Genomic DNA, 25284 nt, shown 5'->3' with positions numbered 1-25284 from the left:
TCAAGAATGGTTCGTTACTTTTTCGAACAGACTCGTCGAGTGTTGCGGGTGACGAGCCGATGGATCGACAAGAAGTTTCGCCTGGTTGACGGCAATCGGTGCTTCACCGAAGCCTGTTGCGATCAATTTGACGCGTCCTTCGTAAGTCGCAATATCTCCACAAGCGAAGACGCCTGGAATCGCAGTCTCCATCTTCGAGTTGACGCGAATCGAATTGCGTTCGAACTCGACTTCCCATTCTTTGAGCGGCCCAAGTGACGAGACGAAACCAAAGTTGCAGACGACATCGTCAGCAGCAACGACGACGACTTCGCCACTTTCAGCATGTTTGAACGTCATCGTCTCGATGTGCGTCTCACCTGTGACCGATTCGAGCGTATACGGCGTCATGACGTTAACGGATGAGTCATGTAATAGTTCGACCGAATGTTCATGGGCACGGAACTTATCGCGACGGTGGACGAGCGTGACAGATTTCGCAATCGGTTCAAGCATCAATGACCAGTCGACTGCTGAATCGCCACCACCAAGCAGGACGACTTGACGATCCTTGAAACGTTCCATGTCGTTGACGAAATAGTGCAAGTTTGTTTCCTCGAAGCGTTCCGCGTCCGCGACACCGAGTGGGCGCGCAGCGAACGAACCGTTCCCTGCTGTCAAGATGACGGTCTTCGTATAATGCTCGCCTTTGTTCGTGACGAGGCGGATGATCCCATCATCCATCCGTTCATAAGCGATGACTGTCTCACCGAGCACATACGTCGGATCAAATTCATTCGCTTGTTCAAGTAGCCGATCGACTAGTTCCTGCGCTTTTACTTTTGGAAAACCGGCGATATCGTATATATATTTTTCAGGATAAAGCGTAGCGAGTTGACCACCTAATTGAGGTAGACTCTCGATGACCTTCGTCTTCATCTGGCGCATTCCTGAATAAAACGCGGTGAACAGTCCGACCGGACCGCCGCCGATGATCGTGACATCATATGGTTGGTACATCTGATTCCCTCCTAGCATTGGATAGGTCTATTATATAGGAAGTAGGGGGTTCAGGTGCAAGTACGGAACATCTCACATTTTTTTAAAGGAAATTACATTTTTCTTTTGCAATCATTCTTAAAAAGTGTTTCAATAGGCTTATAGACATGTGAACATTATTTGAACAAAGTTTTTGAACATTCGTCTGTAATTGAATGTGAAGAAAATCACAACAAAACTACGATTCGTAAGGAGTATCAGAACATGAACACACCTAACATTGTTATTCTTGGAGCGGGCTACGGTGGATTGATCACAGCAGTCAACCTTCAAAAGAAACTCGGCGTCGATCAAGCGAACATCACGTTGATTAATAAACACGACTATCATTACCAAACAACTTGGTTGCATGAACCAGCTGCAGGTACGATGTCTGCGGAGCAAGCACGCATCTACATCAATGATGTCATCAACCCGTCACGCGTCAAACTTGTCAAAGGTATCGTTGAGAAAGTCGACACGGCTGCTAAAACAGTTCTTTTACAAGATGGCGGAACAGTTCCTTACGATTACGTCGTCGTTGCTCTCGGTGGTGTTCCTGAAACATTCGGTATCAAAGGATTGAAGGAACACGCATTAACGATCAGCTCGTTGAACAGCGTCCGTAAAATCAAGGAACATATCGATTACTCATTCGCACAGTACAAAACAACAGGATCACAAGATCGTTCACTCTTGACGATCGTCGTCGGTGGTGCTGGATTCACAGGAATCGAGTTCATGGGTGAGCTCGTCAACCGTATTCCAGAACTGTGCAAACAATATGATATCCCACGCGAACTCGTTCGTGTCGTTAACATCGAGGCAGCGCCAACAGTCCTTCCAGGATTCGATGCTGATCTCGTCAACTACGCACACAAATGGCTTGAGCGCCAAGGCGTCGAGTTCAAACTCGGTAACGGCATCAAGGAATGTGGACCAGGAAGCGTCACGTTCGGTCCGCTTCAAGGCGACACGACTGAAACGATCGAAGCAAGTACGATCATCTGGACAGGTGGCGTCAGCGGTAACCCTGTCGTTGCAGCATCTGGTTTCGAAGCGATGCGTAACCGTGTCGTCGTCGAAGAAGATCTTCGTGTTCCAGGACACGATAACGTCTTCATGATCGGTGACTGTTCAGCAGTCATGGATCCAAGTTCGAACCGTCCGTACCCACCAACTGCACAAATCGCGACACAACAAGCACACAAAGTCGCTGAGAACATCGCAGCACTCATCGCGGGTCGTCAAACATCGACGTTCACGTACGAGAACAAAGGAACGGTTGCTTCACTTGGTCATAAAGATGGTATCGGCATGGTCTTCGGCAAGAAGATTTACGGTCGTAACGCATCATTCATGAAAAAAGTCATCGACAACAAACACTTCTTTGAACTGAAAAAACTTGGTCTTGCGATCAAAAAAGGGAAGTTCTAAGTTCACGTTTTAGGCAAATGTACACTCGTGCATTTGCCTTTTTTGTCGGTTATACTAGAAGAGATTCAAAGGGGGAACAGTATGCATATCATTCAAGCCGTGATCGGGAGTGTGCTTTATCTCGTCATGTTCTTTAGTATCGGATTCATTTTAAACATGTTGTTACGGAGTACATGGGTGATGCTCGTACTCTATCCGATCATCCTCATCATGATGATCGATAACCAATCTACGCTCGAATACTTCACGAATGCGCGTGAAGCGATTCCGAATCTTGGGGACCGGATTGCTGGACTGCAGGCAGCGGATATCACGATGTTCGCAGCTGGGTTTGCTGGAATCATCATCGCCGGTCTATCGATTCGCTTCTTGCGTAAGAGCGGTTACCAAATGTTTTAAAGTCTACTTGAGTAAGTAGGCTTTTTTCGTGCTTGAAAAACCGTTATAATAAAAACAATGTCTTTAAATAAATGTGTAAGAGCAGATTGGGTTGAGAGCGAATGGATAAACAAATGTACCACGTTATCAAGGTATTGAATAATAATGTCGTCATTTGTTCAACTGGTGCGAATCAGGAAGTCATTATCCTCGCGAAAGGGATTGGCTTCGGTCGGAAGCCAGGCGATCAACTGACAGATCTCGACAAGTTGGAAAAAGTCTACACGTTGAAGGATAAAGAAGAACAGGATCAATATAAGGCGCTCGTCGGTCACCTCGATGAAAATTTCATCGCGTTGATGAATGAAATCGTTTCAATGATCGAGACACGGTTTGGAAAAAAAGTCGATGAACATATCCATATCGGATTAACGGATCATTTGACGTTTACGTTCAAACGACTGGAACAAGGAATGGAAGTCACCAATCCGTTTCTTGCCGAAACGGAAGCCTTGTATCCGGAAGAGTACGCACTTGCAGAAGAAATCGTCGAGTTCATCAGTGCCGAGATGAATTTTTACCTGCCTCCAGCCGAGATAGGATTCATTGCACTTCATATTCATTCTGCGACGAACTTCAAAGACGTACTTGAAGTTAACCGCCATCATCAGCTCGTCGGTTTAATTGCTAGTCATATCGAACAGCGACTGGAGATTAAAATCGACCGAAAATCGCTTGATTACAAGCGTCTGATTCGGCATCTTCGTTCAGCGATTGAAAGGGTTTCCAATGGGGAGTATCTAGAGGCTCCAGAAAAAGTAGAAAAGCTATTGCGTGAAGAATATCCGCTATGCTATGATACTGCTTGGGAGCTGATGTCCATCATGGAACGTCAGTTGAAGAAAGCGGTACCGCGCGGTGAGGCGACGTATCTTACGATGCATCTGCAACGCTTAGTGCAGTACGATTCAGGTAAATGACCGCACGGACTACGTGTTACTGATACGATCAGGCATGAGTGGGATGTCGGGCAAGAAGCTTTATTTCCGTTATGCAACGGGATAAGTCTATTGTCTACAATCCGCTCGTGCCTGATTTTTTTCTGTAAAAAAACGGTCAGATGTCTGACTTTTTTCGTCTCAATCATTGGCATTATTCATCATACTTCGCTCTTAACAGGAAAAGGAGGAAACACACATGTTTAAACAGATTTTTGCTGTTCTTCAACGTGTCGGTAAAGCGTTGATGCTTCCTGTAGCGATTTTGCCAGCTGCCGGTATCCTACTCGGATTCGGTAACGCGATGCAAAATCCGAACTTGACGTCAAAACTCGAGTTCTTAAAAAATGATGCAATCATCAAGGTTGCAAAATTGATGGAAGCAGCTGGGGATATCATCTTCGGTAACTTAGCACTCTTATTCGCGGTCGGTGTCGCGATTGGTCTTGCAGGGGACGGCGCAGCCGGACTTGCGGCAATCGTCGGATTCTTGATCATGAACAAAACAATGAGCGTATGGCTCGGCGTTACACCTGAAATGGTTGCTAACGGTCAAGGATATGCAAACGTACTCGGTATCCCAACACTTCAAACTGGGGTATTCGGTGGTATCATCATAGGTCTAATCGCAGCTTGGGCGTACGGGAAGTATCATAATCTCGAATTGCCACAGTTCCTTGGATTCTTTGCTGGTAAACGTTTCGTTCCAATCGTCACAGCAGTTGTTTCATTGGTTGCAGGTCTCGTTCTCGTATTCGTCTGGCCGTTCGCGCAAGATGGATTGAACACGTTCTCTCACTTCATGATGGAGAAAAACCCAACACTCGCAGCATTCGTCTTCGGTCTCATCGAACGTTCGTTGATTCCATTCGGTCTTCACCATATCTTCTATGCACCATTCTGGTTCGAATTCGGTTCGTATAAGAATGCAGCAGGAACAGTCGTTCATGGTGACCAAGCGATCTTCTTCGCACAATTGAAAGACAACGCAAAATTAACAGCTGGTACGTTCATGACTGGTAAATTCCCGTTCATGATGTTCGGTCTTCCAGCAGCAGCACTCGCAATGTACCACGAAGCTCGCCCAGAGCGTCGTGCAGTCGTTGGTGGTCTTCTTGGATCAGCAGCACTTACAGCATTCTTGACAGGTATCACAGAGCCAATCGAATTCGCGTTCTTATTCGTAGCTCCAATCTTGTTCGCAGTTCACGCAGTTTTCGCAGGTCTTTCGTTCATGACAATGCAATTGTTGAACGTTAAGATCGGTATGACATTCTCTGGTGGTTTGATCGACTTCCTTCTCTTCGGTGTTCTTCCAGGACGCACGCAGTGGTGGCTTGTCATCGTCGTCGGTCTTGCACTTTCTGTCATCTACTATGTTGGATTCCGTTTCGCAATCCGCAAATTCAACCTGAAAACTCCAGGTCGTGAAGATGCAGTTCAAGAGACTTCATCTGCTCAAGGTTCTGAACTTGCTGAAGGTATCCTCGACGCACTCGGTTCAGAGTCGAACATCAAACACTTGGATGCATGTATCACACGTCTTCGTGTTGAAGTTCTCGACAAATCGAAAGTCAACAAAGATGAGTTGAAAAAATTAGGTGCTGCTGGTGTCCTTGAAGTTGGTAACAACGTCCAAGCGATCTATGGACCGAAATCAGACAACATCAAGTCTGAGATTCAAGCTGTCATCGCGTCACGTAAACAAGAAAAAACAGTCTAATGTTTTTTAAGATGAGTCCTTCTGCGGAAGGGCTCATTTTTTTTTCGAAATCGTTTAGAATCGTTTTGCACTAGAATATTTTAGGGTATGAATTAAGTAGTTTGTTTAAAAAAAGGAGGGAATATGCGCATGTGGAAAAACGTGTTTGGTGTCTTACAGCGGATCGGTAAGGCCCTGATGTTACCGGTAGCGATTTTGCCGGCAGCGGGGTTATTGCTTGCGTTCGGGACAGCGTTTCAAAACCCGAACTTAACACAATATTTACCGTTTCTGGAGAACGATTCGCTTGTCGTCATCTGGCGAGTCATGCAGGATGCGGGTGACATCATCTTTGCGAACCTCGGATTATTGTTCGCTGTAGGGGTCGCAATTGGCCTTGCGAACGGAGAAGGGGTCGCCGGCTTAGCAGCCATCGTTGGTTTCCTGATCATGAACAAGGTCATCAGTTCATTCTTGCAGATTACACCAGAAAAAATCACAGAAGCACAAAAGGCGAGTGATTTGTCGTATGCGACGGTCCTTGGGATACCGACCTTGCAAATGGGGGTATTCGGGGGGATCATTGCCGGTTTGATAGCAGCGTACAGTTATAATAAATTCTTTAAAATCAAACTGCCTGATTTCCTTGGATTCTTTGCAGGTAAACGTTTCGTTCCGATTGCGACCGCCTTGTTCAGTCTTGTCGCAGGTTTTGCTTTGTCATATATTTGGCCACCGATCGGAACAGGCATCAATACGTTCTCCAAAACAATCATCGAAGCGAACGAACCGTTGTCTGCCTTCATCTTTGGACTCGTCGAACGTTCATTGATTCCGTTCGGTCTTCACCATATTTGGTACTCAAGCTTTTGGTTCCAATTCGGTGAATATACGGATAAAGCAGGAACGATCATCAATGGGGACCAGCGAATCTTCTTTGCACAATTAAAGGACGGTGTACCATTTACAGCAGGGACATATATGACTGGGAAATATCCATTCATGATGTTCGGTCTGCCGGCAGCCTGTCTTGCAATGTACCATACTGTCGCAAAAGATCGTCGAAAAGCTGTTGAAGGTCTTTACTTCTCAGCTGCATTGACGTCTTTCCTAACTGGGATCACGGAGCCAGTCGAGTTCTCATTCGTATTCGTTGCACCGCTTTTGTTCGCTGTGCACGCTGTTTTTGCAGGTCTATCGTTCATGATTATGGACTTGCTAAACGTTAAGATTGGGATGACGTTCTCCGGCGGATTGATTGACTACACGTTGTTCGGGATTTTACCGAATCGCACTTCGTGGTGGCTTGTCATTCCAGTCGGTCTCGTTTTCGCCGTCATTTATTACTTCGGTTTCCGTTTCGTCATCACGAAATTCGATCTGAAGATTCCAGGACGTGAAGCGATTAAAGAAGGTGCTGCGACATCGACGGCACAAGCAGGTGATCTTCCGTATGAAATCCTGCAGGCGTTTGGTGGTCCATCGAACATCAAGCACCTCGATGCCTGTATCACGCGTCTTCGGATTACCGTCAATGATAAATCAGGTGTCAACAAGGATCGCTTGAAAGAGCTCGGTGCTGCCGGTGTCCTTGAAGTCGGAGATAACGTCCAGGCAATCTTTGGACCGAAATCCGATGGGATCAAGTCAGAAATGGCAGATATCATGAAAGATCCAAATTACAAACCGAAAGAGACACCGGAAGCTGATCCGATTCCACAAGTTCCAACAGGAGATGAAGCGCGAACTTCTGGATCGGGTACAACCGATACGGGACCACTCGCTGGAGATCGTGGGGGTGCTTATGTGCCTGAAGATGGATACGTCGCACCACTGAGCGGTATCATTCGTTCTCTGGATGATGTACCGGATCAAGTATTCTCCGGTCGTATGATGGGTGACGGATATGCGATCGAACCGACGGAAGGATATGTCGTCTCTCCCGTCTCTGGTGAGATCACAACCTTCTTCCCGACGAAACACGCAATCGGTATTCTTGCAGATAACGGAGATGAGATCTTAATTCACATTGGTATTGATACAGTGTCACTTGAAGGAAAAGGATTTGAGGCATTAGCGAAAGCTGGAGATCGTGTCGAATCGGGGACACCACTTCTCAATGTCGATCTCGAGCAAGTACGACCACTCGTGCCATCGTTACTGACACCGATCATCGTCACGAACATTGGCGATCGAAAAGTCGACGTCGATGTTGGACAGACGGTCGAAGCCGGAGAAGCGATTTCGTATCGTGTAGAGTAAAGGAAGAAAAGCGACGGATCGTCACGAACGATCCGTCTTTTTTATGTGAAAATATCATAAAGCATATTTGATAGTGAGATTTTGCACATATGATGATACAATGAGTTAGCTAATTTTTTAGAAATGAGGTGCGTCGATGTCTTCGACTACAACAAAAACGAATACGACACCTGTCGTCATCGGATTATTGATTGGTATTTTAGTCGCAGCGATGGATAACACGATCGTTGCGACGGCGATGCCGACGATCGTCAGTGAACTGAATGGGTTTGATCAGTACGCTTGGGTCACGTCGGCTTACATGATCGCAACCGTTGCCGGGATGCCGATCTTCGGTAAATTGAGTGACATGTATGGAAGAAAACGCTTCTTCCTCTTTGGGATGCTCATCTTCATGATTGGTAGTATCTTGTGTGGAATGGCAGACTCAATCATTGAATTGTCTGCGTATCGTGCCTTGCAAGGGCTTGGTGGCGGTGCGTTGATGCCGATCGCCTTTACGATTATTTTTGATATCTTCCCACCGGAGAAACGTGGGAAAGTCAGTGGATTGTTCGGAGCGGTCTTCGGGATTTCGAGTATCTTCGGACCGTTGCTTGGTGCCGTATTGACGGATTCCCTCGACTGGCGCTGGGTATTTTATATCAACATCCCACTCGGATTGATTGCCCTTGGTCTCGTGACGGTCTTCTATCAGGAATCACCAGTTCACCGGACACAGAAAATCGACTACGTCGGTGCCTTTACGCTTGTTGCAGGATTGGTTTTATTCTTACTCGCGCTCGAAATGGGTGGGAAAGAGTATGCATGGTCTTCACCACAAATTCTTGGTCTGTTCGGAGCAGCACTCGTCGCGTTCGTTGCCTTCGCATTCGCTGAACGCCGTGCCGCGGATCCAGTTATTACATTCAGTCTGTTCCGTCGTCGTTTATTTGCGGCAACACAAGGCGTTGCGTTCTTTTATGGATTCGTCTTCATCTCGGCGAGTGTGTTCATTCCAATCTTCGTTCAAGGTGTCTTTGGTGGCAGTGCGACGAACTCCGGTCTGATCCTGATGCCGATGTTGATTGCCTCGGTCATCTCGGCGCAGCTCGGTGGCCAGTTGCCGAATAAGTTTGGTTTCCGAAATGTCATGATCGTCTCGGCTGTCTTTTTCCTACTCGGTGTGTATCTCCTCAGTACAATGACGCTTGAGACATCGCGTACAGCAGTAACGATCTATATGATCATTCTTGGGTTCGGTGTTGGCTTTAGCTTCTCGTTGTTGAACCTAGCAAGCATCAATGGTATCGAGATGCAACGTCGTGGTGCTGCGACGTCGATGGGATCGACATTCCGGACGATCGGGATGACGCTTGGTGTCACGGTCCTCGGCATCATTCAATCACGGACGTTCACATCGGCTGTAGCGGATCGATTGCCGCAAGGTGGAGCGCCGTCGGGTGGGCAGTTCCCGACGGCAGCTGCGTTTGCGAAGATGCCACCAGAAGTCGCGACAGCAATCAAGACATCGCTTGCAGAATCCATCTCTACCGTCTATTTCTGGGCCTTGATTCCAGCAGTACTCGGTGTCATCTTTATCTTCTTAATGGGGAACGAGCGTCCGATTTTATCGGAACAAGCGACCCCAGCGAAGAAAAAACAAGCTCAATAATCAGGTTTCAACAACGCCTTCTTTCTTATTAAAAGAGGGCGTTGTTTTTTTGTTAATCGGCATAAAAAAAGACGAACCTGGATTACTCCAGATTCGTCTAACAGAAATTATTTTTTGATATCGAATGTCGTGCTGAGGAAGTCGACGACTTCTTCTGCTGTATCCATATCAAGCACTTGCTCGACGATTGCTTCACATTCTGACTTGTTGAGGCGTGTCATCAAGCTACGTGCGCGAAGGACAGATGAAGCAGACATCGAGAACTCATCAAGACCAAGCCCAAGAAGGATTGGGAGTGCCAATTCTTCTCCTGCCATCTCACCACACATGCCGACCCATTTGCCTGCTTTGTGTGCTTCTGTGATGACGTTGTTCAAGAGGTTCAAGATCGCTGGGTTGAACGGCTGGTAAAGGTATGATACTTTTTCGTTCATCCGGTCTGCTGCCATCGTGTATTGAATCAAATCGTTCGTTCCGACAGAGAAGAAGTCGACTTCTTTTGCGAACTGACGAGCCATGACCGCAGTTGCTGGGATCTCGACCATCATACCGACTTCGATGTCTTCTGATACAGTGACACCTTCACCTTGGAGATTTGCTTTCTCTTCAAGGAGAAGTGCTTTTGCAGCACGGAACTCTTCGATTGTTGCGATCATTGGGAACATGACAGCGAGTTTACCGTATGCACTTGCACGAAGAAGTGCGCGCAATTGTGTACGGAACAAGTCTGTTTGATCGAGACAGAGACGGATCGCACGGTAACCGAGGAACGGGTTCATCTCGTGTGGGAGATCAAGGTACGACAATTCTTTGTCGCCACCGATATCGAGCGTCCGAATGACGACTTTTTTATCGCCCATTGACTCGAGAACTGTTTTGTATGCTGTGAACTGCTCGTCTTCCGTTGGGAATGTCTCTGCATCCATGTAGAGGAATTCTGTACGGTAGAGACCGACAGCTTCTGCTCCGTTTTCAAGCACGCCTTTGACATCGTTTGGTGTACCGATGTTTGCAGCGAGCTCGACGTGGTGACCGTCAGCCGTCATTGTTTTTTCGTTCTTGAGTTTTTTCCACTCTTCTTTTTGTGCGATGTATGCTGCACGTTTTGCTTCATACTCAGCGACTTGCTCTTCACTTGGGTTGACGATGACATCACCTTCCGCACCGTCAAGGATGAGAAGATCGCCGTGTTTAACGTCCGTCAAGACAACTTTTGTTCCGACGACTGCTGGGATTTCGAGTGAACGTGACATAATGGCAGAGTGCGATGTCCGGCCACCAATGTTCGTTGCGAAACCTTTAGCATACTTACGATTCAATTGTGCCGTATCTGAAGGAGTCAAGTCTTCCGCGATGATAATGACTTCTTCGTTAATTTGAGCTGGAGTGACGAACGTGATACCGAGAAGGTGAGCCATCGTCCGTTTCGTGACGTCGCGGACGTCCGCTGCACGTTCACGCATGTATTCGTTATCCATTGATTCGAAAATCATGACCATCATGTTCGCGACTTCATCGAGTGCTTTCGCAGCATTTGCTTGCTCGTCCTCGATTTTTGCGTTCACCTGACTAACGATTTCCGGATCTTCTAGGATTAGAAGGTGAGCCGAGAAGATCTCCGCTTTATCTGGACCTAATTCTTTTAAGGTATTTTCACGAATGACTTCGAGTTCCGTCTTCGATTTTGCGATCGCTGCTTGGAAACGTTCTTTTTCCGCAGCCGCATCCTCGATTTTGTGCGATGGAATCTCAAAGACCGGTGTTTCCATCACGAATGCCTTTGCAATCGCGATCCCTGCAGAAGCGCCAATTCCTTTGATGTGTTGTGCCATGTGCATTACCCTCTTTTCAGTAAGTTTTTTTAACGCGACGACTTCGTTTCTTAGCTATCTATAGATACCCATAAACGCCTCTCTCTTAACGAGCCTTCTGCGCACTCTCCCTTGAATGAAAACGTAGACATTTCCCGGAACAGCAAACGCATCGTTTCTTGAAGTGTCTCAATATTTCACCTGTTTAATCCTATCATATTGTGAAACGGGCAACAATTGTTTGAAACCAAGCATTTCGACAAATTGGCAAACAAGAATCATGTAAGCGTTTGCGATTCGTTGAGAGGCTATCAGTTGGAAAATGACTGAAAACACTTCATACTAATAGGTATTAGATAAAGGGGGAATTTTTATGCAAACGAATCAACCCGTAGACGTACTGATCGTCGGGATATCAGGGAATCAACCGCTTGATGAACGATTACAAGCACTGTATGGTGACAAACTAGAAGAGTGGGTCCGTCAAGGTGATATCTCAACGAAACGGGGAGAACTTCGTCTGTTGCCGACGTTATCGGGAGACGTCGCACGTGTGCTGTTCGTCGGACTTGGGAAAGTCGATCAACTCTCGCAAGACAATTTACGACGTTTGCTCGGAAAAGCCGCACAACATGTCAAAGCACGCCGCTTAGAACAGGTGACAGTCGACGCGACGACGTTTCCAGGTCAACCGGTCGAACTGATTGCTGAGACATTCACCCTCGCTACATATGAGGTCAAACATTATAAAACATCTCCTTCTAAAGCGTACACGCTTCATCTGACGGTCTTACCTTCTGAAGACGAGGCAGTGCGTCGCGGAACAGCCTTAGGGGAAGCAACGAACTTGGCGCGACGTCTCGTAACGATGCCGGGAAATCTTTTGACGGCACCAGCGCTTGCGGACGAAGCACGCTTCATCGCGGAGCGTCATGGACATGATCTCCGAATCATCGATAAGGAAGAGATGGAAGCACTTGGCATGGGTGCCTTGCTTGCCGTCAATCAAGGATCGGTCATTCCGCCGAAATTGATCGTCCTTGAATACAAAGGCTCAGTAGAAGCACCGATTGCTGTCGTCGGAAAAGGTGTCACGTTTGATACAGGTGGTTATTCGATCAAACCAAAAGACGGGATCGTCGGGATGAAAGGAGATATGGGAGGCGCAGCAGCAGTTCTTGGTCTGTTTGAAGCACTCGGTCAACTCAAACCTGATGTTCACGTCATTGGCGTCATTCCGGCAACGGATAACATGATTTCTGGGGATGCCTTCAAACCGGATGATGTCATCACATCGATGGCAGGAAAAACGATTGAAGTCTTGAACACGGATGCAGAAGGACGACTTGTCCTCGCAGATGCAGTCACGTACGTGAAAGAGTACCAGCCAAAAGCCATCATCGACCTCGCAACATTGACAGGTGGTGTCCTTGTCGCCCTTGGAACAGAAATCACAGGTGCGTTGACGAATGATGCGTCACTTTACGAACGCTTTGAACAGGTGACGAAAGAGACGAACGAGATGGTTTGGCAAATGCCATATGTCGATGCGTTCATAAAACAAGTCCGCCGCTCAGATGTCGCAGATTTGAATAACTCACCGGGACGCATGGGACACATGATCTTCGGTGGTGCGTTCGTCGGGGAATTCGTCGGCGACACACCATGGTTGCACCTCGATATCGCGGGAACATCGGAACAGAATCAAGCGTCTGAGATTGGTCCAAAAGGAGCAACGGGTGTCATGGTTCGTAGTCTGTATCGATTCGTCGAGCAAGAAAAATGAGACGTTGGAATCTACTCGGCGTCTTGTTGACGATTCTTACCGTCGTCTGGTACTTGGATGCACGAGATCGTCTATCGCTCGGTCTTGCGACATTTATCGGTATCTTCACGGTCTTATCACTACTGCGTTCTTTCCGGGAGAAGACGAATGCACGTCATCGGGATTGATGCGGCAAAGGCAGGATGGGTCGTCGTCAGGTACGAAAATGAGACGTACTCAGGATCAATCGAACCGACGCTTGGACAGATCCCGCCAGCCGACCGAATTTGGATCGATATGCCGATCGGTTTGATGGAAGGACGACGCGAAACAGATCAGCTGTTGCGACAGGAACTACGCCCCGGACGAACGAGTAGTGTCTTTAATACACCATTTCTCAGTGCGTTGACAACATCAAGTTATATGGAAGCAAATGATTTAGCGAAACAACATGCTGGTATCGGACTTTCGAAACAAGCGTGGTATCTATTACCGAAAATCCGAGAAGTCCGTCATGCGTATCGATCTGAAATGATTGAATCACATCCAGAAGTCTGCTTTGCACGCCTCGCCGGTCATCCGGCACGTTTTTCTAAGAAAACAAGGGAAGGCATCGCGGAACGAATCGAATTACTTGAACAATATGATTGTCCCCCGTTATGGGAACAGCGTCAGCCGAACGTCGCGATTGATGATTGGCTTGATGCTTGTCTGCTTGCGACCGGTGCACGTTTTCCATGCGATTACTTGCCAGCAAGTCAACCAGTGGACACGGAAGGGTATCCTTTATATGCCGCTGTACCCAAAAAATCACCCTCACCGAAATGGTGTGGGTGATCCTTTCACGAAGTCCCAGATATAATGGAAAATCTGTGCATTGTAGAGTGCTTTTAAGATGACGGCAATCAATGGTCCAAGGATTAACCCGAAGACGCCGAAGAATTTGATACCGACGAACAACGCAATCAATGCCGTAATCGGTTGAATGCCGATGTTATCGCCGACGATCTTCGGTTCCATGATGTTGCGCTGGAGAATGACGATGGCGTACAAAATGCCAAGACCAATCGCAAGCGTCGTATCTCCAGTAATCACCGAGTAGGCGATCCAAGGCAGGAAGACGGAACCAGTACCGAGATACGGTAAGATGTCGAAGAAGGCAGCGATGAAAGCAACTGCGAATGGATGATCGACACCAATGATGAACAAACCAATCAAGACGATGAAAAACGTGATCGTGATCAACGTGAGCTGCGCTTTAAGATAGCCAAATAAGGCAGATCGTAAGCTCAAGAAGACCGACTCGACACGAGCGAACCAAGGAAGCATCTCGTAGCGCTTCAATCGCATTTCGTACTGGTGCCAATCCTTCGCGATAAAGAACCAAGCGAGTAAGACGATGACGAAAATCAACGCAATCGATGGCAAAGTCGCAAGAACAGATTGAAGCATCATCGCAACACTTTTTGAGCCTTCTCCAATCGCACTCGCAAGCGAACTACCGAGCGATTGAATACTGTTTTGGACCGTATTCTGTTGGGATGGTTCTAATGAACGTAATGCTTCGGACGCATCGTTCCAAATCGGTGCCAGTTTTTCGTTATATAGCTTTTGGAAATACAGACTCAACTCCTGGATTTGTGCCGGTAATTGATTGGCGACAAATACGAGACCGCGAATCAACTGCATGATGATCAAGGCAAGCGAACCGATCAATAAACCACTGATCAAAATGATGGACAACAACGCACCCCATCCACGATTGATCCGTAACCGCTTTTGAAAGAAATCGACGAGCGGACGGCTGAAAAGAGCAAGCAGAAACGCAAAGACAAACGGGTACAAAATGGACGAGAGGCGGATGAGTAACCATCCAACAGCTACGAAGGCGAAGATCACCGTCAAGAACCGGGCCATTTGCCAAAGACGTTCAGTCGACACAAGCAACACCTCTTACTGGATTATGTAGAATTGATATCATCATATCATGTTTAGGTAGGGAACGAGTCATTCAAAAGGAGGAGAAAGCGATGCGTAAAAGAGAAATCGGATTATTTGCTGCATTGATTGCTGCGACATCCGTTGGAATCCGAGAATGGAAGAAAAATCAGGCGTTTGCCAAACGTGTCAAACAAGAGACGGAGGCGCAAGTACGTCAAGCAATCGTGGAGGATCAGACAGATGGAACAGATGAAGATACTGCAACAAAAGGTTGATGCGACGATTCGTTCACTCGGAGGTTATTTTCGACCGCTATCTGGTCTCGCACGCTTGACAGAAGAAATCGGTGAAGTCGGCGAAGCACTCGAACAAAGAGATCAAGAAGCTCTTCGTTCAGAACTTGTCGACGTTTTGATGATCTCGACGTGTCTTGCCAATCAATACGTGACGGATCTTGCGGTGCAACATGAGACACTCGGAACGGTAAACGATGATCAGGATGGTTCCTTTTATCGACTTGTGCATGAAGCTGGTCAAGTCGCACGCGTCATGAATGGATACGAAGGGGATAAACCGCCTAAAGCGAAGGATACAATTGTTCCAATCGGTCATTCCATCGCACGTCTGCAACGGGAATTATTTCGTTTAGCACGACCACTTCAACTCGATTTACTGTCGGAAATCGATCGGACGAATGAAAAGAATCTCAAGCGGGATAAAACACGCTTTGCCTTGACACGTGATCCCATTACCGAAAAAACGATTGATCACTTCCGGAGTGCGACAGGAAGTGAGGCACGTCTCTGGGGAGCCCCTGCGTACGAAGAGGATCAAACGCTAAAGGAGAATATGGAGACGGCACTTCCTTCGCTCCGGCGTTTCCTACGTTGTGCAACGATTGAAGGAATCGAGGCGTTCGTCTTCGAAGCACCGATGGAACGCTCGCGTAGTCTAGTTGAAGTCAAAGAGCTGGCGGATGAAATGGGACGTTTGATCAAGGAACGGACACCGCTTGACTTTAAGGACTCACCGTATCGGTTGGAAGTCTTTGCGCCACAACTCGGTCCAGTCTCGCCGTATCATGCGGAAGACGACTATCGGATGTTTCTTGTTTTCTATGTCGATTAAAAATAAGCCGCCTGCTCGTTTGAGCAAGCGGCTTATTTTTAGTGTGAATGAGACGATGTTGTCTCATCCTGAGTCTGCCATTTTTTCATGAAGCGCTGAATGCGCGCGATGGCTTCTTGCAGTTGTTCGATTGAACTCGCGTAACTTGCTCGGACATAGCCTTCACCGCTTGCTCCGAAGACGGATCCTGGAACGACGGCGACGCGCTCAGCGAGCAACAATTGCTCGGCGAACTGCTCACTCGTCAGCCCGGTATGACCAATGTACGGAAAAGCATAAAAGGCACCGCCTGGTAAGTGCGTCGGGAGACCCGCATCGTTTAACGCCTTGACGAAGTAATTCCGGCGTTGGCGATAACTTGTCACCATATCAGGGACCGTCTTATGACGAGAACGGAGCGCTTCAATTCCTGCAAACTGGACGAGTGTTGGTGCACACATCATTCCATATTGGTGGACCTTCAGCATCGATTGCGTGATCGCAGGTGGTGCGCAAGTGAAGCCAAGCCGCCAGCCCGTCATCGCGAAGGCTTTCGAGAAACCATTGATGATGATTGTCCGCTCCCGCATACCAGGAAGGGTCGCAAAACAAATCGCTTCCGTTTCGTAGGATAGCTCCGCATAGATTTCATCACTGATGACATATAAATCATGCTTTTGAACAAGTAACGCGAGGTCCGCTAATTGATCGCGTGTCATCGTCGAGCCTGTCGGATTCGATGGGAAACAGAAAATGATTGCTTTCGTTTTGTCCGTCAGCAACTGTTCGATCGTTTCCGGTTGAATCGCAAAACCGTCTTCTGCGTGACATGCAGCGGCGACAGGAATTCCTCCAGCAAGTTCGATCAAGGGTGCATATGAAACGAACGCCGGTTCAACGACGATGACTTCATCTCCCGGATTGATCAAACTACGAAACGCAAGGTCAAGTCCTTCCGAAGCTCCGGTCGTGACGATGATTTCTTCCGTCGTCGAATAGGAGATGGCGAACTTTTCTTGCATGTAAAGCGCGATTTCCTGACGTAACTCGAGTAAACCGGCGTTAGCACTGTATGCAGTGTAGCCCTGTTCAAGTGCTGCAAAGCCTGCTTCTCGGACGTTCCATGGCGTGACGAAATCGGGTTCACCGACACCAAGTGAGATGACATCTTCCATCGATCCGGCTAAATCAAAGAAACGACGAATGCCGGATGGGGCTAGCTGTTCGACACGTGTTGATAAAGATTTCATGGAGACACCTTCAATCGTTTGTCGTCATCATCCTGACTGAAGAGAACGCCATCGTGCTTATACGTCTTTAAGCGGAAATGGGTCGTCGTCGAGATGACGGAGTCGAGTGTTGATAATTTTTCAGAAACGAATTGAGACACTTCTTGTAGCGATTTGCCATCAAGTACGACTTGTAAGTCATATGCGCCTGACATCAGATACAGGGACGTCACTTCCGGGAAACGATGGATCCGCTCTGCGACTTCATCAAAGCCGCGTCCCCGTTTTGGTGTGACTTTGACATCGATGAAAGCTGTCACGCCGTGATGGGCATGAATCTTTTGCCAGTCAATGACGGCGGTATAGCCGAGTAGGACACCGTCACGTTTGAATGTTTCGATCGAAGCTGCTACTTCTGACGCTTCCCAATCGAGCATCTGCGCAAGTAAGTTTACGTCCATCGGACCATTTTGTGTTAATAGTGCTAATAATTCGAGTTGTTTTTCGGTGTACATGGAATCACTCACTTTCTGTCAATTGACCATTGAAGGTACGGCGTGTCTGTCGCAATCGTGCGCGTCGTTCTTCCTGAACAATATGGAAGTTCTTCATTTCACGTGTCGGAAGTTGATGTTTTTCGACCAGGCGGTCAAAATAGACGCGTCGCGTTGCGTCTTGTCGTGCCGACTCATGATTGCCGGACGGGTTGAAGGCGTACAGGACGGTTGCTCGTGCCGGATGTAACACTAAATGATCCTTACCGACGCGTAAAATCCAGTCCCAGTCCCAGTAGTTGAAGACGTCTTCATCAAACAGACCGAGTTGATCGTGGAGCGATTTACGGTAGAGCGATCCGGACGGAATGTACGTCGAGTCTTCTCGGATCGTCTCCGGATCATACGGGTACGCGAACGGTTCGGAATGGAGTGCAATCCGGTGACCGTCTTCCCAGCGATACGTAAAGAGCTCCGCGTCCGTATACGTTAGATCCGCGCCGGCTTCGAGATCACCGACTGCCTCTTCGAGATGACTCGGTAATAAGAGGTCATCGTCATCATGAAGTAAGATATACCGACCGGAAGCGAGCATGACACCGTGATTTCGAGCACGGACGTGATGATTTTCAGGTAACTCGACATATGTGATCTGCAGACGATCCTGATAGGCAGAGGTCACTGCTGAGACATCGTCGCCATTATTGTTTAGGACGATGACATCGAAGTCCTGATAGTGTTGACGTGTCAACGCTTCTAGCGCTTCTGCTAGTTCGCGAGGACGATTGTATGTCGGGATGATGATGGATACGGTTGGCATCAGCGATCGCTCCTTGAACAAAGACACCTGTTCAGGAACAGGTGTCTTCTTGTTTTTTTACATGTTTGCTTCGATACGTGGTAGCAGCTCATTCCATTCTGCTTCTGGTTCTTTCGTGACCGTCACGAAGTCGCCGTAAGCGAATAGATTATCAATGCCATCGATAGCAATCAAAGATGCGAGCAACGTATCTTCCGGTGTATCTTCTTTTTTGACACTCGTACTTTTCGCACCGAAGCGCTGTTCCTCGAGCGTGATTTTGACGGAATTCGGGTTTGGTGTGTAATCGACTTGCATAGGTAAGCTCCTTTCAACGTACATACGTATATGCCATATGTCATCTTTTCATGATAGTTGGATTCAATCCTTCTTCCTCCAAACGGAAGATCGGTACGTTCAGTATATCAGAAAATTCGAAGAGAATATTTTTCTTCTGATAGGAGAAATGACTCATCTTTATTTTAAGGGTTCGCGTGAACTTATAATATGTTTTGCTCGCTATCTCAATATATCTCAAAAGGCGTCATGATGCCTTTTTCAAATTGTTTGACCTGAATTTCAAAGCAAGGGGTTATTTTTTTAGATTTCAGTGATAACCTATATCTTGTACATTAACAGGTTTAAAAACGTCTAAAACGTCTATATATAGAGTGATACTTGTAGAGTTCTTTCTATATGTAGGACGTCTTTTTTTAGTTTAGCGTATTTCATCGTGTAATGCGAACCTGTTTAACGATAGAGAATGGGAGTGGTTCATAGTGGCATCTCCACTGAATACAGCACGCATCTTTAAGGGTGCAATGACAATAGAAGACGTATATGTCGTGATTCGACAAGCGACGGAAACGTATCCGGAACTTGATATCGACCGCTATACAGAACGTGCCATCCGAGCGCTTGAAGGGAAGTCCTTACAAGCAGATCAAGTCTATGAACTGTTAACGATGCATGCACTCGATATGTTGAAGGCAGAAGAGCCGAACTGGACATTCGTAGCGACAGCGACTTACTTAAATCGGTTATATCTAGAAGCGGGTGAAAACCGCGGATATGCAGCGGAAGAACGATATGGTTCGCTGTATACATTGATTGAAAAGCTGACAGAAATCGGTATCTTCACGAAACATTTACTGGATGCGTATTCGAAAGAAGACATCAACGAACTGTCGGCAACGATTGATCCTTCCCGCGACCACCTGTTCACATACATTGGCCTTCGGACACTGGCAGACCGGTATCTTGCACGTGATCACGTCAAAAATTTGTACGAGCTACCGCAAGAACGATTCATGGTCATCGCGATGACGCTGATGCAGAACGAACCGAAGGAACGTCGTTTAGAACTCGTCAAAGAAGCCTACTGGGCATTGTCGAACCTCTACATGACGGTCGCGACACCGACGCTTTCGAACGCCGGTAAATCATATGGTCAACTCTCATCATGCTTCATCGATACAGTCGATGATTCGCTACGCGGCATCTATGACTCGAACACGGATGTAGCGACACTTTCTAAGGGTGGCGGCGGAATCGGTGTCTACATGGGGAAAATTCGCTCACGTGGATCAGACATCAAAGGCTTTAAAGGTGTTTCAAGTGGTGTCATCCCATGGATGAAACAATTGAACAATACGGCAGTCAGCGTCGATCAGCTCGGTATGCGCCAAGGATCAATCGCCGTGTATCTTGACATCTGGCATAAGGACATCCTCGAGTTCTTAGATGCGAAGCTCAACAATGGGGACGAGCGACTTCGGACACATGACTTGTTCACGGGCGTTAACTTACCAGACCGCTTCATGCGTGCTGTAGAAGCACGAGAAGACTGGCACCTGTTTGACCCACACGAAATTCGGACGATTATGGGCTTCAGCCTTGAAGATTATTTCGATGAGACAGAACAAGGCGGTAGCTTCACGGAACGATACGAAGCATGTGTCAACGAACCGCGTCTCAGCAAAAAAACAGTCCCAGCGATTGATCTCGTCAAACGCTACATGCGTTCGCAACTTGAGACAGGGACGCCATACATGTTCTTCCGTGACGCCGTTAACCGTGCGAATCCGAATAAACATGCAGGCATGATCTATTCATCAAACCTGTGCTCGGAAATCATGCAAAACATGAGTCCGACGACCGTGACAGAAGAATATACAGAAGACGGTAAAATCATCGTCACGAAGACACCAGGTGACTTCGTCGTCTGTAACTTATCATCGATTGCGCTTGCACGTGCGGTTCGTTCAGATGTTCTCGAACGATTGATTCCGATTCAAATGCGGATGCTTGATAACGTCATCGACTTGAATACGATCGATGTTCCGCAAGCACAATTGACGAATCAAAAATACCGTGCCGTTGGTCTTGGAACATTCGGTTGGCATCATCTGCTCGCGCTCGAAGGTATCCGTTGGGAATCGGTCGAAGCGGTGCAATACGCAGACCGTCTCTACGAGAAAATCGCTTACTTGACGATCGATGCGTCGATGCAACTTGCGAAAGAGAAAGGCGCGTACCGTCTCTTTGAAGGTTCAGAATGGCAAACAGGAGAGTACATCAAACGTCGCCACTACAAAACGACGGATGAACTCGATTGGGATCGTCTCCAAGCCGACATCACGGCGCACGGGATGCGGAACGCTTACTTGATGGCAGTCGCACCGAACTCATCGACGGCGATCATTGCGGGAAGTACGGCATCGATTGATCCAATCTATAAAAAAGTCTACTCAGAAGAGAAGAAAAACTATAAGATCCCAGTTACCGTTCCGGATTTAACACCGGAAACGAACTGGTTCTATAAATCAGCGTTTGAGATTGACCAGTTATGGAGCATTCGTCAAAATGCTTCGCGTCAGCGTCACATCGACCAAGCGATCAGCTTTAACCTGTACGTGAAAAATAACGTCAAAGCAAAAGAATTACTCGAGATGCACATGGAAGCATGGCAACTTGGGATGAAGACGATCTACTACACGCGTTCGACGACGGTTGAGATCGACGAATGTGAATCGTGTTCATCATAAGATAAGGAGGACGATATCATGAAGGCAGCAATCGTATATGCGTCATTGAGTGGAAACACGGAGGAGGTGGCAGAACTCGTCGCGAAGACGTGTTCTGAGATGGGAATCGAGCCGACGATGTTGTTTGCGGACGAAGTGACGACGTATCAGTTAATGCCTTATGATATCGTCTATTTTGGTTCGTATACGTGGGGAGATGGGCAATTACCCGACGATATGCGCGACTGTCTTAGAACGGTTTTGAAGGAGAGCACGCATGCGATTCCGCAGGCAGCTGTTTTTGGAACAGGGGATAAGATGTTCGTCAAATATTGTCGCGCCGTCGATGAGATGGCGTATCACCTCTCGAAATTCGGGGTCCCGCTTGCCGGAGAACTGTTGAAAATCGAACAGTCACCACGCAATCGCCCGCATCTCGTCAAGGAATGGACAAGACGGACCATTCTTCAATTACAGCAAGAAGGAGTCGAAGCACATGGAACAGCTACAAAAAATCAAACTGCTTGATGCACGTCATCCAAATCGCGCGACAGCGATCATCGGTGGCGAAACAAGTGCCATCGTCAACTGGAACGACATTGCGTATCCACAGTTTTATTCGATCTACAAACAACTGTTATCGAACTTTTGGATTCCAGATGAGATTTCAATGTCAAAAGACATGCAACAATGGAATCAATTGAGTGAACGGGAACAAGATGCATTCAAACGAATCATTGGGCTACTCTCGATCCTTGACTCGGTTCAGACACGCTACATCTTAGAATCAGCGATGTTCACATCAGACTCATCCGTTCATGCGATTCTCGCCATCATCGCGCAACAGGAAGTCGTTCATAATCAATCGTATAGCTACGTCTTATCCAGCTTAGTTCCATTGGCTGAACAAAACCGGATTTTCGATATCGCAAAAGACGATGATATGGTCATGAAGCGTAATGCATTCATTCTTGATTTATACGAAGATTTCCAAAATGACCGGACACCAGAGAACTTCGCGAAATCACTCGTTGCTTCAATCGTTCTTGAAGGGATCAACTTCTATTCTGGCTTTGCTTTCTTCTATAATCTAGCGCGCCATCAGAAGATGGTCGGAACATCGACGATGATCAGCTATATTCAACGTGATGAATTGCAACACTCGTACTTCATCAGCCAATTGTTACGTGCTGTCTTGTCGGAGCATCCGGAAATTGATGCCGATGGCTCATTCACACAATTCGTATATGACACGTTCAAGCGTGCCGTTGATCTTGAAATCGAGTGGAGCGAATACGTCTTACGTGATCTAGACGGACTTGACGTCAGTGAGATGCGTGACTATGTTAAATATCTCGCGAACAAACGCCTTCGCGTCATCGGTTTGTCGGATCTCTATGAAGGGCACGACGAAGACGTCATGCCATGGATTCGGGCGTATTCAGATGATTCGATGAACGCGACGAAATCAGACTTCTTCGAACAAAAATCACGTTCATATGCGAAAGTAACGGATGCGAATGGATTCGATGACCTGTAAGGATTAATTAGATCAATTGATGATTGCTTCTACTCTATATTTCCTTTACGCTAGGACAGGTGAGGTTCTGCTCGACTCCTGCGGAAAAACAAGTCGTCATGACCCTGGAAGATGCGACGCATCTGAAGCGGCATGAGGGCTTGTCCGCGGAAAGCGAGCAGACCGAGACTGTCTGTTTTTATTAGAGCGTTTTGAAAGTCGCTCACATCACTTTTCGGTATCTGTTTTTTAGGTCAATTGAGTAAAAGAACAAAAAAAGGGCCGAACTCGGAAAGTTCGGCAGAATCAGGGGGAATACTTGAAGTCTTGCTACTAAAATGTTCCCTTGTGAAATAAAAAATAAACAAATTCCAAAAATATTTTTTACGATACAAGAAAAGTGTGTTATTATAAGTTGATGAATTTAGTTAGGGAGTGTATACATTATGGCAAACTTTGAAAAAGACCAAGTCGTTACTGGTAAAGTAACTGGTATTCAAAACTTCGGTGCTTTCGTAGCACTTGACGAGCAAACACAAGGTCTCGTCCACATTTCAGAAATCTCACACGATTACGTAAAAGACATCAACGATTACGTAAAAGTTGGCGATGAAGTAACTGTTAAAGTTCTCGACATCGACGAAGCTAACAAAAAAATGAAGCTTTCGATCAAAGCAACTCAGGAAGCTCCAAAACGTGAAGCACGCGCGAAAGGTCCACGCAAAAACGCTGGACGTCGCGATGCAGGTCCTGCTTTCAAACAAGAAGAAGCACCTGGATTCAACGTTCTTAAAGGTAAATTGGAAGAATGGATTGAAAAATCAAACTTCCAAAAATAAGCCACATGAGAGAATCGACATCGGTCGGTTCTCTTTTTTTTTGCGATTGTTACATACAATAAGCATTAAATTAGATGCGAAAGGGGAATGTGTGGATAATGTAAGGTGTTCATTACTTATTGAGGAGGCAACACAGATGGAAAACTTTGAATATCGCAATCCAACAAGACTTATTTTTGGTGACGGTCAAGTCAGCCAACTGAAACCACAACTCGAAGCACTCGGTGCGAAGAAAGTCATGCTCGTCTTTGGCGGTGGAAGTATTAAACGTAACGGCGTCTACGATGATGTCACACGTGAACTCAATGCGGCAGGAATCGAGTACGTCGAATGCGACGGTGTCGAACCGAACCCGCGCATCGAAACTGCAGAACGCGGAATAAAAATTGCACGTGAAGCAGGCGTTGACGCATTACTTGCACTTGGTGGCGGTTCTGTCATCGACTGCACGAAATTGATCGCAGCAGGTATCCCGTATGAAGGCGAAGCATGGGATCTCGTCATCGGTAAAGCGACACCCAAAACAGTCATCCCATTCGGAACAGTCTTGACGCTTGCAGCAACAGGTTCTGAGATGAACTCAGGATCGGTCATCACGAACTGGAAAACACAAGAGAAATATGGTTGGGGTAGTCCGCTTACGTACCCAACATTCTCAATTCTTGATCCAAAATACACAGTCAGCGTACCGAAAGATCAAACGATCTACGGTATCGTCGATATGATGAGTCACTGTCTCGAACAATACTTCCATCCTGCACATGCACCGGTTCAAGAACGCATGACAGAAGGTGTCATGAAAGCAGTCGTCGAAGCAGCACCAAAACTCGTTAACGATCTCGAAAACGTGGAACTTCGTGGAACGATTCTCTTCGCTGGTACGATGGCGCTCAACGGTGTTCTTCAAATGGGAGCACGCGGCGACTGGGCATCACACAACATCGAACATGCTGTCTCGGCTGTTCATGACATCCCACATGCAGGTGGACTCGCCATTCTCTTCCCGAACTGGATGCGCCACGTACTCGACGAATCAAACGCACATCGTTTCGTCACACTCGGTGAGAACGTCTTTAACGTCGACACGGAAGGTAAATCAGAGATGGAAGCAGCACATGCGACAATCGACGCGATTAGTGCTTTCTGGACATCACTCGGCGCACCAAACCGTCTTGCGGATTACGACATCAAAGAAGATACAGTCGATTCAATCGTCAAGTCAGCAATGACTCGCGGCGACTTCGGAAACTTCAAATCACTCGGAAACGAGGATGTTCGTCAAATCGTGACAGCTGCCCTATAACAA

General features: G+C 47.1%; 23 protein-coding genes. 16 read left to right on the top strand and 7 right to left on the bottom strand.

From position 1 onward, the window contains the following. On the bottom strand, window positions 1-999 hold the full coding sequence (locus tag ACY2IG_RS13110; RefSeq protein WP_035406045.1) for an NAD(P)/FAD-dependent oxidoreductase: 999 nt from the start codon (window positions 997-999) through the stop codon (window positions 1-3). A 243-nt stretch (window positions 1000-1242) separates the two neighbouring features. Here ACY2IG_RS13110 and ACY2IG_RS13105 point away from each other — a divergent pair, with 243 nt between their 5' ends. The 6 genes from ACY2IG_RS13105 to ACY2IG_RS13080 all read left to right on the top strand — a co-directional run bounded on the left by ACY2IG_RS13105 (window position 1243) and on the right by ACY2IG_RS13080 (window position 9448). After that, a complete protein-coding gene (locus ACY2IG_RS13105) occupies window positions 1243-2454 on the top strand; it encodes an NAD(P)/FAD-dependent oxidoreductase (RefSeq protein ID WP_023469134.1) in 1212 nt (403 codons plus the stop codon). Between the two features lie 81 nt (window positions 2455-2535). Continuing rightward, a complete protein-coding gene (locus ACY2IG_RS13100; RefSeq protein ID WP_035406048.1) occupies window positions 2536-2853 on the top strand; it encodes a YuiB family protein in 318 nt (105 codons plus the stop codon). Window positions 2854-2954: 101 nt separating this feature from the next. Beyond that, a complete protein-coding gene (gene glcT, locus ACY2IG_RS13095) occupies window positions 2955-3812 on the top strand; it encodes a glucose PTS transporter transcription antiterminator GlcT (protein WP_035406051.1) in 858 nt (285 codons plus the stop codon). A 217-nt stretch (window positions 3813-4029) separates the two neighbouring features. Beyond that, entirely contained in the window at window positions 4030-5553 is a 1524-nt protein-coding gene (gene ptsG / locus ACY2IG_RS13090; RefSeq protein WP_290785426.1) for a glucose-specific PTS transporter subunit IIBC, read from the top strand. A gap of 129 nt (window positions 5554-5682) precedes the next feature. Next, a complete protein-coding gene (gene ptsG / locus ACY2IG_RS13085; protein ID WP_462617996.1) occupies window positions 5683-7794 on the top strand; it encodes a glucose-specific PTS transporter subunit IIBC in 2112 nt (703 codons plus the stop codon). 136 nt (window positions 7795-7930) lie between these two features. Continuing rightward, window positions 7931-9448, top strand: a complete 1518-nt coding sequence (locus ACY2IG_RS13080; protein ID WP_290783253.1) for an MDR family MFS transporter — start codon at window positions 7931-7933, stop codon at window positions 9446-9448. 107 nt (window positions 9449-9555) lie between these two features. Here the strand turns inward: ACY2IG_RS13080 and ptsP are convergent, their stop codons facing one another. Further along, window positions 9556-11280, bottom strand: coding sequence for a phosphoenolpyruvate--protein phosphotransferase (gene ptsP, locus ACY2IG_RS13075; RefSeq protein ID WP_056062784.1), 1725 nt, complete (start codon window positions 11278-11280; stop codon window positions 9556-9558). Window positions 11281-11632: 352 nt separating this feature from the next. On the opposite strand from ptsP, the gene ACY2IG_RS13070 reads away from it, so the two are divergent. Genes ACY2IG_RS13070 through ACY2IG_RS13060 form a run of 3 tightly spaced genes read left to right on the top strand, consistent with a single transcriptional unit; the run spans window position 11633 to window position 13861 of the window. After that, entirely contained in the window at window positions 11633-13045 is a 1413-nt protein-coding gene (locus ACY2IG_RS13070; protein WP_308101863.1) for a leucyl aminopeptidase, read from the top strand. Next, window positions 13042-13212: a hypothetical protein gene (locus tag ACY2IG_RS13065; RefSeq protein ID WP_156358998.1), complete on the top strand. Its 171-nt coding sequence runs from the start codon at window positions 13042-13044 to the stop codon at window positions 13210-13212. Before ACY2IG_RS13070 ends, ACY2IG_RS13065 begins: the two co-directional genes overlap by 4 nt. Beyond that, a complete protein-coding gene (locus ACY2IG_RS13060; RefSeq protein WP_462617995.1) occupies window positions 13193-13861 on the top strand; it encodes a DUF429 domain-containing protein in 669 nt (222 codons plus the stop codon). Before ACY2IG_RS13065 ends, ACY2IG_RS13060 begins: the two co-directional genes overlap by 20 nt. Here ACY2IG_RS13060 and ytvI read toward each other — a convergent pair. After that, window positions 13841-14965 (bottom strand): sporulation integral membrane protein YtvI, encoded by a 1125-nt coding sequence (gene ytvI / locus ACY2IG_RS13055; RefSeq protein WP_056062778.1) that lies wholly within the window; start codon window positions 14963-14965, stop codon window positions 13841-13843. The genes ACY2IG_RS13060 and ytvI overlap by 21 nt on opposite strands. Before the next feature lie 89 nt (window positions 14966-15054). On the opposite strand from ytvI, the gene ACY2IG_RS13050 reads away from it, so the two are divergent. Together ACY2IG_RS13050 and ACY2IG_RS13045 are read left to right on the top strand one after the other, a co-directional pair. Beyond that, window positions 15055-15240 (top strand): hypothetical protein, encoded by a 186-nt coding sequence (locus ACY2IG_RS13050; protein ID WP_056062777.1) that lies wholly within the window; start codon window positions 15055-15057, stop codon window positions 15238-15240. Continuing rightward, on the top strand, window positions 15206-16093 hold the full coding sequence (locus ACY2IG_RS13045; protein ID WP_231496827.1) for a MazG nucleotide pyrophosphohydrolase domain-containing protein: 888 nt from the start codon (window positions 15206-15208) through the stop codon (window positions 16091-16093). The genes ACY2IG_RS13050 and ACY2IG_RS13045 overlap by 35 nt, the downstream gene beginning before the upstream one ends. A 38-nt stretch (window positions 16094-16131) precedes the next feature. On the opposite strand, the gene ACY2IG_RS13040 is transcribed toward ACY2IG_RS13045, so the two are convergent. Genes ACY2IG_RS13040 through ACY2IG_RS13025 form a run of 4 tightly spaced genes read right to left on the bottom strand, consistent with a single transcriptional unit; the run spans window position 16132 to window position 18912 of the window. Continuing rightward, window positions 16132-17322, bottom strand: a complete 1191-nt coding sequence (locus tag ACY2IG_RS13040; RefSeq protein ID WP_462617994.1) for an aminotransferase — start codon at window positions 17320-17322, stop codon at window positions 16132-16134. Continuing rightward, on the bottom strand, window positions 17319-17816 hold the full coding sequence (locus ACY2IG_RS13035; protein ID WP_035406085.1) for an Lrp/AsnC family transcriptional regulator: 498 nt from the start codon (window positions 17814-17816) through the stop codon (window positions 17319-17321). Before ACY2IG_RS13035 ends, ACY2IG_RS13040 begins: the two co-directional genes overlap by 4 nt. 4 nt (window positions 17817-17820) lie before the next feature. Next, window positions 17821-18615: a glycosyltransferase family 2 protein gene (locus ACY2IG_RS13030; RefSeq protein ID WP_035406088.1), complete on the bottom strand. Its 795-nt coding sequence runs from the start codon at window positions 18613-18615 to the stop codon at window positions 17821-17823. Between the two features lie 57 nt (window positions 18616-18672). Next, window positions 18673-18912 carry a NifU N-terminal domain-containing protein gene (locus tag ACY2IG_RS13025; RefSeq protein WP_035406091.1) on the bottom strand — a complete coding sequence of 80 codons (240 nt, stop codon included), beginning with the start codon at window positions 18910-18912 and terminating at the stop codon, window positions 18673-18675. Between the two features lie 461 nt (window positions 18913-19373). Here ACY2IG_RS13025 and ACY2IG_RS13020 point away from each other — a divergent pair, with 461 nt between their 5' ends. The 5 genes from ACY2IG_RS13020 (at window position 19374) to ACY2IG_RS13000 (ending at window position 25281) form a co-directional block, all read left to right on the top strand. After that, window positions 19374-21641, top strand: a complete 2268-nt coding sequence (locus tag ACY2IG_RS13020) for a ribonucleoside-diphosphate reductase subunit alpha (protein WP_056062774.1) — start codon at window positions 19374-19376, stop codon at window positions 21639-21641. An 18-nt stretch (window positions 21642-21659) separates the two neighbouring features. Beyond that, window positions 21660-22148: a flavodoxin domain-containing protein gene (locus ACY2IG_RS13015; RefSeq protein ID WP_056062771.1), complete on the top strand. Its 489-nt coding sequence runs from the start codon at window positions 21660-21662 to the stop codon at window positions 22146-22148. Further along, the gene (locus ACY2IG_RS13010; RefSeq protein WP_035406099.1) at window positions 22117-23160 is read left to right on the top strand and encodes a ribonucleotide-diphosphate reductase subunit beta; all 1044 of its coding nucleotides are present in this window, start codon (window positions 22117-22119) and stop codon (window positions 23158-23160) included. Before ACY2IG_RS13015 ends, ACY2IG_RS13010 begins: the two co-directional genes overlap by 32 nt. Before the next feature lie 425 nt (window positions 23161-23585). After that, on the top strand, window positions 23586-23978 hold the full coding sequence (gene yugI / locus ACY2IG_RS13005) for a S1 domain-containing post-transcriptional regulator GSP13 (protein WP_012371159.1): 393 nt from the start codon (window positions 23586-23588) through the stop codon (window positions 23976-23978). A 136-nt stretch (window positions 23979-24114) separates the two neighbouring features. After that, entirely contained in the window at window positions 24115-25281 is a 1167-nt protein-coding gene (locus tag ACY2IG_RS13000) for an iron-containing alcohol dehydrogenase (protein WP_056062767.1), read from the top strand. The last annotated feature ends 3 nt before the right edge of the window (window positions 25282-25284 follow it).

It is taken from the genome of Exiguobacterium sp. EF_C8 (genome assembly GCF_054956715.1).
The sequence above is the reverse complement of the archived record's forward strand: the minus strand, read 5'-3'. Positions and strand labels throughout refer to the sequence as shown.